The sequence below is a fragment of the Streptomyces sp. NPDC044063 genome (assembly GCF_056434285.1).
This window is the reverse complement of the sequence record NZ_JBWKFM010000018.1, coordinates 44,933-56,282: the sequence shown is the minus strand read 5'-3', so window position 1 is coordinate 56,282 and position 11,350 is coordinate 44,933. Positions and strand designations below refer to the sequence as shown.

At 73.9% G+C, this 11,350-nt stretch carries 9 protein-coding genes; 1 reads left to right on the top strand and 8 read right to left on the bottom strand.

The features are described from left to right. Positions 1-148 precede the first annotated feature (148 nt). The 5 genes from AC07BS_RS22080 to AC07BS_RS22060 all read right to left on the bottom strand — a co-directional run bounded on the left by AC07BS_RS22080 (position 149) and on the right by AC07BS_RS22060 (position 6,118). Positions 149-1,612: a pyridoxal phosphate-dependent decarboxylase family protein gene (locus tag AC07BS_RS22080; RefSeq protein WP_478933956.1), complete on the bottom strand. Its 1,464-nt coding sequence runs from the start codon at positions 1,610-1,612 to the stop codon at positions 149-151. Then, positions 1,609-2,961 carry a diaminobutyrate--2-oxoglutarate transaminase family protein gene (locus tag AC07BS_RS22075; protein WP_478647817.1) on the bottom strand — a complete coding sequence of 451 codons (1,353 nt, stop codon included), beginning with the start codon at positions 2,959-2,961 and terminating at the stop codon, positions 1,609-1,611. The genes AC07BS_RS22080 and AC07BS_RS22075 overlap by 4 nt, the downstream gene beginning before the upstream one ends. A 156-nt stretch (positions 2,962-3,117) precedes the next feature. Then, positions 3,118-3,996 (bottom strand): ABC transporter ATP-binding protein, encoded by an 879-nt coding sequence (locus AC07BS_RS22070; RefSeq protein ID WP_478647815.1) that lies wholly within the window; start codon positions 3,994-3,996, stop codon positions 3,118-3,120. Next, on the bottom strand, positions 3,993-5,090 hold the full coding sequence (locus tag AC07BS_RS22065; protein WP_478933953.1) for a FecCD family ABC transporter permease: 1,098 nt from the start codon (positions 5,088-5,090) through the stop codon (positions 3,993-3,995). Before AC07BS_RS22065 ends, AC07BS_RS22070 begins: the two co-directional genes overlap by 4 nt. Beyond that, positions 5,087-6,118, bottom strand: coding sequence for a FecCD family ABC transporter permease (locus tag AC07BS_RS22060; protein ID WP_478647812.1), 1,032 nt, complete (start codon positions 6,116-6,118; stop codon positions 5,087-5,089). The genes AC07BS_RS22065 and AC07BS_RS22060 overlap by 4 nt, the downstream gene beginning before the upstream one ends. Positions 6,119-6,278: 160 nt before the next feature. On the opposite strand from AC07BS_RS22060, the gene AC07BS_RS22055 reads away from it, so the two are divergent. Beyond that, positions 6,279-7,241: an ABC transporter substrate-binding protein gene (locus tag AC07BS_RS22055; protein ID WP_478647811.1), complete on the top strand. Its 963-nt coding sequence runs from the start codon at positions 6,279-6,281 to the stop codon at positions 7,239-7,241. A gap of 107 nt (positions 7,242-7,348) precedes the next feature. Here AC07BS_RS22055 and AC07BS_RS22050 read toward each other — a convergent pair whose 3' ends face one another. The 3 genes from AC07BS_RS22050 to AC07BS_RS22040 form a co-directional block, all read right to left on the bottom strand. Then, on the bottom strand, positions 7,349-8,206 hold the full coding sequence (locus AC07BS_RS22050; RefSeq protein WP_478933951.1) for a (2Fe-2S)-binding protein: 858 nt from the start codon (positions 8,204-8,206) through the stop codon (positions 7,349-7,351). A gap of 98 nt (positions 8,207-8,304) precedes the next feature. Then, on the bottom strand, positions 8,305-9,666 hold the full coding sequence (locus AC07BS_RS22045; protein WP_478934053.1) for a condensation domain-containing protein: 1,362 nt from the start codon (positions 9,664-9,666) through the stop codon (positions 8,305-8,307). Positions 9,667-9,778: 112 nt separating this feature from the next. After that, a complete protein-coding gene (locus AC07BS_RS22040; protein ID WP_478647808.1) occupies positions 9,779-11,122 on the bottom strand; it encodes a condensation domain-containing protein in 1,344 nt (447 codons plus the stop codon). Between the last annotated feature and the right edge of the window lie 228 nt (positions 11,123-11,350).

Below are 11,350 nucleotides of genomic sequence, written 5' to 3'. Positions count from 1 at the left end.
TTTTTCTTTTTTTTTTGTGTTTTCTTTTTCTTTTTTTGGGGCGCTTTGTGTTCTCCCCCCCCCCCCCCCCCCCCCCCCCACCCCCGGCTGGTTAGGCGAGCCTAAGCTAAATCATTCTTGGCGGCATTCCAAGCCGCCCCGGGGTCGCCTACGCGCTGACGCCGGCCGTGGTGAGGCTCTCGGCGCGCTCGGTGACGAGCGTGAGGAGGCCGTCCAGGTCGGCGGCGGTGGTGCGGGGGTGAAGGAGCGTCACCTTCAGCCACAGCCGCTGCCGTCCGTCGCCGTCCGCCACCAGGGCCCGGCCCAGGACCGCCCGGCCCTCGGCGAGCAGGTCGCGCCGGACGGCGGCGACGAGCTCGTCGCCCGCCGCGTCGGACAGCTCGTCGGCGGCCACCGGGCGGAACAGCACGGTGCTGATGCCGGGGCCGCCGGGGCGCAGCCGCAGCGCCGGGTGCTCCTCGATCGCCCGGGCGAGCTCCGTGGCCGCCCGGACGCAGTGCTCCACCGTGCGGCCCAGGCCCCGGCGGCCGAGGGCGCGCAGGGTCGTCGCGATCTTCAGCACGTCGGGGCGGCGGGAGGTGCGGATGGAGCGGCCGAGCAGGTCGGGCAGTCCGGCCTCGGTGTCGTCGTCAGCGTTGAGGTAGTCGGCGGTCAGCGACAGCGGCTCCAGCAGGGCGGCGTCGGCGACCGCGAGCACGCCCGCGGCGACCGGCTGCCAGCCCAGCTTGTGAAGGTCGTACGTCACCGACACGGCGTGCTCGATGCCGGCCAGGCGGGGCGCGAGGAGCTCGCTGAACAGCAGGGGCCCGCCGTAGGCCGCGTCGACGTGCAGCTCGGCGCCGTGCGCGCGGGCCACCGCGGCGAGTTCGGGCAGCGGGTCGACGAGGCCCTCGTCGGTCGTGCCGGCCGTGGCGACGACCAGCGCGGGGCCGCCGGCGCTGTCGGCCAGCGCCCGCTCCAGGGCCGCCGGGCTCATCCGGCCGCCCGGGCAGTCGACGACCACCGGGGTGGCGAGGCCCAGCATCCAGGCGGCCCGGCGCACGCTGTGGTGCGCGTTGGCGCCGACGAACACCTGGAGGCCCCGGGCGCCGGTGGCGCGGGCCCGCTCCCGGGCGAGCAGCAGGGCGACCAGGTTGGACTCGGTACCACCGCTGGTGATGACCGCGTCGGGCTCCGGCCGGCCCGCGTACACCAGGTGCGCGAGGGCCGCGGTGACCTCCTCCTCGATGACCGCGGCGGCGGGCGCCTGGTCCCAGGAGTCCATCGACGGGTTGAGCGCGGAGGCGACCAGGTCGGCGGCCGCGGCGACGGCGAGCGGCGGGCAGTGGAGGTGCGCCACGCAGTGCGGGTCGGAGGGGTCCGCGGCGCCCTCGGCGGCCGCGCGGGCCACACCGTAGAGGGCGTCCTCCGCGCCGAGGCCCTCCTCGGGCAGGACGGGCGCGCAGAGTTCGCGGGTGCGGACGGCGACCTTCTCCGGTCCGCCGGAGGGCAGCGGGCCGCCACGGGCGGCGGCGCCGTCGGCCAGGGCGTCGAGGGCGACGGCCGTCAGCCGGCGCAGGGCGCGGGGGTCCGCCGGGTGGGCGACCGCGTCGGGGCGGAGAGGCTCGCTCACGCGGCACGCTCCGTGGAGATGGCGGAGAGGGAGTCGGCGATGCGGTTCAGCACGGAGTCGGCCTGCTCGTCGGTGAGGACCAGCGGGGGCAGCAGGCGCAGCACGGTGTCGCCGCGGCCGCCGAGTTCGAGGATGAGGCCGCGCTCCAGGCAGGCCTGCTGGAGGGCGCGGGCGAACGCCGGGTCGCCGGGGCGGGAGCCGAGGGCGTCGGCTTCGGCGGTGGGGTCGACCAGCTCGGCGCCGATCATCAGGCCGCGGCCGCGCACCTCGGCGATCTGCGGGTGCTCGGTGGAGAGTTCGCGCAGGCCGGCGCGGATGCGCTCGCCCAGCTTCGCGGCGTGCTCGGCCAGCTGCTGCTCGGCGATGGTCCGCAGGGTGACCTCGCCGGCCACCATGGCCAGGGTGTTGCCGCGGAAGGTGCCGGTGTGGTCACCGGGCTGCCAGGTGTCGAGGTCGGGGCGGTAGGCGATGAGCGCCAGCGGGAGACCGCCGCCCACGGCCTTGGAGGTGACGAGGATGTCGGGGGTGACGCCGGCCCGCTCGCAGGCCCAGAAGTCGCCGGTGCGGCCGATGCCGGTCTGTACCTCGTCGATGATGAGCAGCACGCCGTGCTCGGCGGTGATGCGGCGCACCTCGCGCAGCCAGGCGTCGGGGCCGGGGACGACGCCGCCCTCGCCCTGGACGACCTCGAGGATGACGGCGGCGGGCTTGCCCACGCCGCTGCTGGGGTCGGTGATGTAGCTCTCCATCAGGCGGGCGGAGAGCTGCCCCGCCTGCTCGGCGCCCACGCCGAACGGGCAGCGGTAGCCGTAGGGGTACGGCAGCCGGGTCACCGGCTGGGCCTCGGCCGGGCCGAACTCGGCGGGGCCGCGGCGCATCCGGCCGGGGCCGGAGACGGAGGACGCGCCGAGCGTCATGCCGTGGTACGCGCCGGTGAAGGCGAATATGCCCTGGCGGCCGGTGGCGCTGCGGGCCAGCTTGAGCGCGGCCTCGACCGCGTCGGTGCCGGCCGGGCTGCAGAAGTGAAGCTTGGCGTTGTCGTTGAGGGTGCCCGGCAGACGCTTCAGCAGTTCCTCGCTGAAGGCGTCCTTCTGCGGGGTGATCATGTCGAGGGCGTGCAGCGGGGCGCCCGAGCCGATCACCTGCTGGAGGGCGGCGACGACGTCCGGGTGGTTGTGGCCGAGGGCGAGGGTGCCCGCACCGGACAGGCAGTCGAGGTACGTACGGCCGTCGGCCCCGGTCACCTCGGCTCCGGCGGCGGCGACGGGCGCCACCGGGATGGACCGGGCGTAGGTGCGGGCAGCGGACTCACGTTGCGCCTGTCGGTCGAGGAGACGAGCACGCAGCATGGTGGGATCCTTCGGTCACGAGCGGAGCTGGGCAGGCAAAGCGGAGCCGGCGGGCCGGGAGGGCATTCCCGCCACCCGCCGACTTAGGTAAGCCTAACCTAGCAAACGCTGGGCGCAACTCTCACCCGGCGCGTATCCCGTCTCCCCCACCGCACCTCACGCCCCGTCAGCAGCCTTCGCCATGTGCCGGCTCAGCGGAATCACCAGCGGCGAGCCCGTCTCCTCGTCGTGGCGGACCCGGGCCCGCAGCCCGAAGACCTCCCGTACGAGCTCCTCGGTGAGCACCTCGGACGGTGTGCCCCGCGCGACGACCCGCCCGTCCTTCATCGCCACCAGCCGGTCCGCGTAGCGGGCCGCGAGCGAGAGGTCGTGGAGGACCACGACGACCGTCCGGCCCGTCGTCAGGTGCAGCTCGCGGACCAGGTCCAGCACCTCGATCTGGTGTGCCAGGTCGAGGTGGTTGGTGGGCTCGTCCAGCAGCAGCAGCTCGGTCTCCTGGGCCAGCGCCATCGCGATCCACGCGCGCTGCCGCTGGCCGCCGGACAGCTCGTCCAACGTCCGCTCCGCCAGCTCGAACGTCCCCGTGGCGCGCAGCGCCCGTTCGACGGCGGCCTCGTCGTCCGAGGACCACCGCCGGTACCAGCTCTGGTGCGGGTGACGGCCGCGCGCCACCAGGTCGGCGACGCTCAGCCCCTCCGGGGCCGCCGGCGACTGCGGGAGCAGGCCCACGCGTTCGGCGACCTCGCGCGTGGGGATGCGGTGGACGGGCCGGCCGTCCAGCAGGACCGTCCCGGCGCTCGGCTTCATCAGCCGCCCGAAGGCCCGCAGGAGGGTGGACTTCCCGCAGCCGTTGGGCCCGATGATCGCCGTGACCGTCCCGTCCTCGATGTCGAGGTCGAGCTCGCGCACGACCGTCCGGTCCCCGTACGCGAGCGACAGGCCCTCCGCGCGCAGCCGCACCCTCGGGCTCGTGGCACCGCCGTCGTGCTCCGCGGCGGCGGGGCTCGCGGCGGGGGTGCTGGTGGTCTCGGTCATGACGTGCGGGCCCTTCCGCTCCGAATGAGCAAGTACAGGAGGTACGGGGCGCCCAGCGCGGCGGTGAGGATGCCGACGGGCAGTTCGATGTTTCCGAAGGCGGTGCGCCCGAGCACGTCGGCCCAGACCGTGACCGCCGCGCCGATCAGCGCGGAGGCGAACAGCGGCGGCGTGCCGGTGCGCAGCAGCCGGACCGCGAGCTGCGGGCAGGCCAGCGCCACGAAGGCGACCGGTCCCGCGGCGGCGGTCGCGGCGGCGGTCAGCAGCACCGCCGTGAACAGCAGTGCCACCCGGGTCCCGGTCATCCGGACGCCGAGGCCGCGCGCGGTGTCCTCGTCGAAGACCAGCGCGCCGAAGGGGAACGAGAGCAGCAGCGCCACGGGCATCAGCACCAGCAGCGTCCACATCACCGGCCGCAGGGTGTCCCACGAGGCGCCGTTGAGGCTGCCGTTGAGCCACAGCAACGCGCGCCCGGCGTCGACGATGTCGGCCTTGAGCAGCAGCCAGGACAGCACGCTGGTGAGGATGGCGTTGACGCCGACGCCCACGAGCAGCACGCGGTAGCCGGACAGTCCGCTCCGCACGGCCAGCGCGTAGACGGCCACGGCCGCCAGGATGCCGCCGGCCATCGCGGCCGCGGGGATGCCCACGTCGGCCAGCGTGCCGCCGACGCCTCCGTAGGCGCCGCCGAAGACGATGACGGTCACCGCGCCCACGCCCGAACCCGCCGTGATGCCCAGGATGTCGGGGCTCGCGAGGGGGTTGCGGGCCAGGCCCTGGACGACGGCCCCGGCCAGCGCCAGCGCGGCGCCGACGAGCAGGCCGGTCACCGAGCGGGGCAGGCGCAGCTCCGTCACCACCATGCGGTTGCCCTCGTCCCCGCCACCGAGGAGGGCCTGGGCCACGTCGCCGACCGGGATGTCGATGTCGCCGCGCCCGCAGTTGACGAGCACCCCCAGGAGGAGGACGCCGAGCGTCAGCAGGGGGATCAGCACCGTGCGGGGCCGCCATACCCCGGAGACCGGCCCCACGCGCAGGGGGGCGCGTCCGGGGACCGCGGTCGCGGGCGTCCTCCGGACCGAAGGCGCGCTCATATCCTCACCGCCTTGCGGCGGCGTACGAGCTGGATGAAGACCGGCGCGCCGATGAGCGCCAGCATGATGCCCACCTGGAGTTCGCCCGGGCGGGCCACCAGCCGCCCGAGGGTGTCCGCGGTGAGCATGAGGATCGCGCCGATGAGTGCCGCCTGGGCGACGATCCAGCGGTAGTCGGGGCCGGAGAAGTACCGGGCGATGTGCGTACCGACCAGCCCGACGAACCCGATGGGTCCGCAGACGGCCACCGCCGTGCCGGTCAGCAGGGTGATCGCCGCCATGCCCAGCGCGCGGTTCAGCCCGATCCGTACGCCCAGCATCCGGGCCACGTCCTCGCCGAGCGAGAGCGCGTTGAGCCCGGGGGTGTTCAGGGCGGCCAGCACGAGCCCGGCCACGATGAACGGAAGGGCCTGGACCGTCAGGTCGAGGGGCTGTCCGCTGACCGACCCCACCGTCCAGAAGCGGTACGTCTCCAGGGCCTGCCGGTCGAAGAGCACCATTCCGGCCGTGAGCGCCGTGAACAGGGCGTGAGCCGCCGCGCCGGCCAGGGCGAGGGTCACGGGCGTGGCACCGCCACGGGTGAGCGCGCCCACCGAGTACACCAGGGCTCCGGAGAGGGCCGCGCCGAGGAAGCCGAACCACACATAGCCGTACAGGCCGCTGACGCCGATGAGGAAGAGGGAGGCCACGACGCCCATGCCCGCGCCGGCGCTGATGCCGAGCACCACCGGGTCGGCGATGGGGTTACGGGTGTGACCCTGCATCAGGGCTCCGGCGGCGCCCAGCGCGATGCCGGCGACCAGCGCCGTCACCGTACGGGGCAGGCGCAACGAGCGGACGATGACGTCCCCTTCCGTACCGGAGGCACTCCACAGCCCGTGCCAGATCTGCCCCGGACCGAGCGGTTGGGCACCCAGTCCGATGCTCAACAGCACGGCCAGGGCCAGGAGACCCAGGAGCCCGACTGTCCACAGGCGGCGTGTTCTTGCTCTCTCGGACGCGACCTGCCTTGTTTGCCCCTTTTTCACGGGCGGCGCAGGTAGCGCTTCGGTCACGATCCCCTCCACAGCGATTTTCGGCCACTTAGGTGAGCCTATCCTTATGATGCACAACGAGAACAGAGAAGGGACCCCGCCGATGAGAGCCCGTTGGCTCAGTCGTTTCAGCCGCACTGTCGGAGCCGTCGCCGTGACCGCAGGCCTGCTCGCCACCGCCGCCTGTGGAGGCGGCTCGGACAAGGATACGGACGACAAGAGCGACAAGTCCTCGGCCGCCGTCGGCACCGCGTTCCCGCGCACGCTCGACCACGCCATGGGCAAGACGGAGATAAAGAAGGCTCCGAAGCGCATCGTCGCGCTGGACATGACGTTCGTCGACGCCACGCTGGCGCTGCAGTCCGAGGTCGTCGGCTACACGACCTTCGCCTCCCCCGACGAGAAGCTGCCCGCCTACTTCGGCGACGACGCGGCCAGGTTCGGCGGCAAGGCCAAGCCGGTCGGCATGCTCGAGGAGCCCAGCCTGGAGAAGATCCAGGCCCTGAAGCCGGATCTGATCCTCTCGGCGAAGGTCCGTCACGAGAAGCTGTACAAGCAGCTGTCCGGCATCGCGCCCACCGTCTTCACCGAGGACACCGGCGCGACCTGGAAGGACAACCTCAAGCTCGTCGGCAAGGCGCTCGGCAAGGAGAAGCTCGCCGACGAGAAGGTCGCCGCCTACGACAAGCGCGCCAAGGCGATCGGCGAGGAGGTCCGCAAGAAGAAGGGCTCCAACCCGTCGGTCTCCGTCGTCCGCTTCGTCGACGGCCCCACGCGCCTGTACAAGGAGGACACCTACATCGGTGTCATCGTGAAGGACCTCGGCTTCGGCAAGCCCGACGACGCCAAGGGCACCGGCTTCAACGCCGATATCTCCGAGGAGCAGATCAAGAAGGTCGACGCGGACGACATCTTCGTCACGGCCTTCCCCGACCCGCAGGGCGCCTCGAGGAAGAGCCAGGAGAAATTCCAGGCCAATCCGCTCTGGAAGCAGCTCAAGGGCCAGGTCCACGAGGCCAACGACATCACCTGGATGCTCGCCGTGGGCCTCTACGGCGCCCACTCGGTCCTCGACGACGTCGCCAAGACGTACGGGGTCGACGCCGCCCGCGCCTGACGCACCGGCGGTCCGTCCGTACAGCACGGAAAGGCCGGGTGCTCCCTCCGGGGAGCGCCCGGCCTTCGCCGTGCGGGCGGACCGTGAGCGGATGATGCGACGCGTCGTCAGGGGCGATCGCCCCGAGGGCAGGTGCCGCACATCTTCCGCGGGCCGAGGGTGTACCACAGACAGCAGGTGATCCGGGTGCGCGTGGCCTCGCCGGTCTCCGCGCCGGCGCCCGCCTCCCCGCACGACCGGAAGGCGGCCGCGCCCACGAACGGCGCGGTGCGGCCCGGCAGCAGCGCGTCGGCCGCCGCCGCGGCGCGGCGCTCCTGACCGGTGGCCCGGCCCACGAACCAGACGCCCTCGGCCAGCTCGTCCGTCGCCAGCCCCCACAGGGCACGCGGGCCCCGGCGCAGCAGCGGACGGAACTCCTCCAGAACGGGCCCCAGATGGTGGGCGACCGCGTTGCGCAGCGTCGCGCGCAGCGCCTCCTCGTCCGCGACCACACGGGCCCCGGGCCGCCCGGCCGCGGGGTCGCCGGGCAGGCAGGTGATGTAGGAGGGCGAGACGGTGAGCGAGGCCGACGCCTGGTCGTACCCGATGCCGTCGGGCCCGACCCATGGCACGCGACGCTCCAGGAACCAGGGGCCGCTCATGGCCACCGTGGCGAGGAAGGCGTACTGGTGGAGCACCTCCATGGCCGCCACGTCGCGCCGGGGCGTCACCCCGTGCTCCTCCGCCAGCCGCCGGCCCGTGACGTCGACCAGCCACTCGCGCAGCGCGGCGTCGCGGACGAGCCGCTCGCCGGTGATGCCCTCGCCCCGGGTCCCGCCCCCCGCGTCCAGCCGGACGAGGGGGGTGAGGACCTCCGCCAGGCGCGCGTACGTCTCCCGTACGACACCGGCCTCGTGCGGCGGCTCCACGCGGGCGGCGACGCCATGGGCGGCGACCGTCCCGGCAGCGGTGACTGCTGTCGTCACGAGGACCCCCAGCGGGTGATCGGCAACCGATTACAAGATAGGCAAGGCTTACCTTAACAATCGGATCTCCGCAAGTGATCTCCGGGTCCCGGTTCCTCTCACCTCGCCCCGCTCGCCGCGCCGAGCATGATCTCCCTGACCCGGTCCAGGTACTTCGGCACCCCCGCCGCGGCCTCGGGCGTGTCCGGCATGCTGACCACCAGATCGGCCCGGTCGGGGAACCAGTTGAGCCACAGCGACACACCGCTGGCGTTGTCGGGGCCGGTCAGGACGGTCGCGTCCGCGTCGAGGTAGTCGCGGGCGCCCGGCGTGGTCCGTCCGTCGATGTAGGACGCCATGGGGGGAATGCTGGGGACCTCGCCCCCGTCGAGGAGCAGCTCCAGCGCCCGGTGCAGCGGAACGTCGTAGCCCGCGCGGGCCCGCTCGAAGCCCTGCTGCGCGACGGGGATCGCGCCGGCCAGGGTCGGCGAGGCCGACAGCCGGAACAGCAGGGGCACCAGATTGACCAGCCAGCCGTGCACGCGGAGCAGCCGGGGGTAGCCCCTGGTCGACACGGCGGTGAGCACGCGGTAGACGTCGTTGCCGGTGAACTCCCACTGCGCGAGGGCCAGCGCGGCGAAGGCGCCCGCGGCGAACCCGCCGCCCTGTCCGGCGCAGTAGGCCCGGAACGCGCGGGCCTGGGCACCCGTGAGCACCGGGTACTGCAGCCGCGTACCGGTCACCAGTTCGCCGGAGTCGTTGCCCAGCGCGACGGGGAAGGCGGGGAAGCCGCCGTCCCGCACGGCCAGGAACTCCGACCAGGCGGCGAGCTCCGGCGCGTCCGCCGTCAGCGCCGCGGAGCGTTCCCGCTCCCGGCGGTTGCCGTCGAGGTAGCCGGCGACCGGCGGCAGGTCGATCCGGGTGCCGGCGCGGGCCGCGTGGTAGCGGGCACGGAGCTCGTGGAACACCAGCGCCAGGGAGTGCCCGTCGGTGTAGGCGTGGTCGATCGCGAAGAACACCGTGGACACCGTGTCCCGCCGGATCACCCCGGCCAGCAGGCTCGGCCAGCCCACCGCGGTCTGCTCGTCGATCCGCCGGTGGAGATGATCCCGCAGGTCGTCCGTGCCCGGGAAGTCCCCCACGGGCACGGGACGCATGGTGAGGGAGCCGGGCGGCAGCCGGAACCCGGCCAGGTCCCCGCCCTCCGGCTCGTACCAGGTGTGGAAGGCCTCGTGCCGGCGGACGAGGCCCTGCCAGGCCTCGGCGAGCGCGCCGAGGTCGGCCCGGCCCTCCAGGTCGAACGTCATGGCCACCCAGGGCGACTGCCGTCGCCCGGCGGCGCGGTGGGCGGCCGCCAGCCGCAGGTGCGCGCTCTGGAACAGCGAGGGGGGCACGTCGTGTCGTACGGGAGCCCGGTCGGTGGCCGGCGTGAACTCGACCACCTCGCCCGGCTCGGGCCTCCAGTCGACGATCTGGGTCATGCGCACGGTGGGGTCTCCTCCTACGGTTCGGCGGCGCCCCGAAGGGCGCGGGGAACTGCGCGACCGGCCACGACGCGTCCGCGGCCGGCTCACCGGACGTCCGGCGGAGCGCTCAGGCGGGCAGGGGCACTGCCTCGGCCCGGTGGCCGTTGGCGACGCGGGCGGCGGCGTGCGCGGCGGCCAGGACGAAGCGGCCGACGTTCGCGCGCGCCATGGCCGTGTCGGGGAAGCGCGTGGACAGGTGGACTCCGCGGTCGCTCCTGGTCAGCCACACGTACACCTCGGCCGGGCCGTGGATCCGGCTGCGCAGCATCCGGTCCTCCGGCCGCGGCGGGGTGCCCGGCACCCGGCGTACGTCGAGGCAGGACACCACGAACCGGGGGTGGATCTCCCGGCGCAGCATCCGGCTGATGTGGGGCAGCGAGCTGCCCGGGCCCGGGCCGCGGCGGCGCAGTTCGGCGGTGGCGAGGGCGACGGTGTCGGCGAAGGCGGCGCCGGGAGCCGTCGGGATGCGCACCGGGTGGAGGCCGACGAACCAGCCCGGTGCCGCCCGCCAGCCCTCGGGCCGGGCGTTGGCCAGACTCACCACGGACAGATGCCGCTCCCCCGCGACCTTCGCCGCGGCGAGCGCGAGGCAGGCGAGCAGCCCCGCGGCGGTCGTGCCCCCGCCCGCGCGCGACGCGGCGGCGAACCGGTCGGCCGCCGGTCCGTCGAGGAGCCAGCGGTAGGCGCTGCGCTGCCCGAGCGGCGCCTCGGCCGCGCCGAGCGGCAGCGGGAAGGCGGGGGTCCGGTCGCGGGTGTCGCCGAGGAGGGCCCGCCAGGGGGCCGCGTGCTCGCGGCCCGCCGGCGACCGGTCGACCAGGCTCCGCTCCTCGGCCCCGAAGTCCAGGAAGGTCGGCCCGGGCACGGCCCCGGCGCGGCCCGCGAGGAGGTCGCGGATCTGCCCCGGGATCATGGCGAGCGTGTAGCCGTCCATGACGCCGTGGTCGGCCCCGGCGAACACCGTCGTCCCGCCCGCGCCCTCGACCGTCGCGAAGACCACCTGCGGCCAGCCGAGCGGGCCGGTGCGGCGGTCGAAGAAGGCCTCGATCTGCCGGCGGACCGAGGCGCCGTCGGCGAAGTCGCCTATGTCCTCCCGCCGCAGCGCGACCGCGCCGGCGGGGAGCGTACGGCGCGCGCAGCCCCCGGCGGCCGGCAGCAGCCGGCTGCGCAGGTGCTCGTGCCCGCGCAGCCAGGCCGAGAACGCGGCACCGGCCCGGTCGGCGCCGGTGCGGCCGACGCCGAACGACACCCCGATCCAGGCCGGGTCCACATGGCGCGGCCCCCGGGCGGCCGCGGCCCGTACATGGTGCTCGTGGACGAGCGCGGGCGCCCGGGAATCGTCCGCCCAGGCCGAGTCCGGGGCGGTCGGCGTCCAGAACACCAGCCGGCCGCCCGGAACCGTGCTGTCACCCAATTCTGTGAATTCCAATGTCTTACCGATCCGACACCGTGCGGAGCCGGACTCCGGTCGTCTTCACCATTCTCTCCTCGTGACGCCTCGTCATTGCATGCGGAAACCATCCGGCGCGGAAGCTATCCGGCCGCGATGAAGCAAAGATGAAGGAGAGGTGTTTTCGCTGGTCATACCGGTACGGCCGACTCCCCGGGAATCAAGGCCACTTGTTGCCCACCAGGGGCGCTG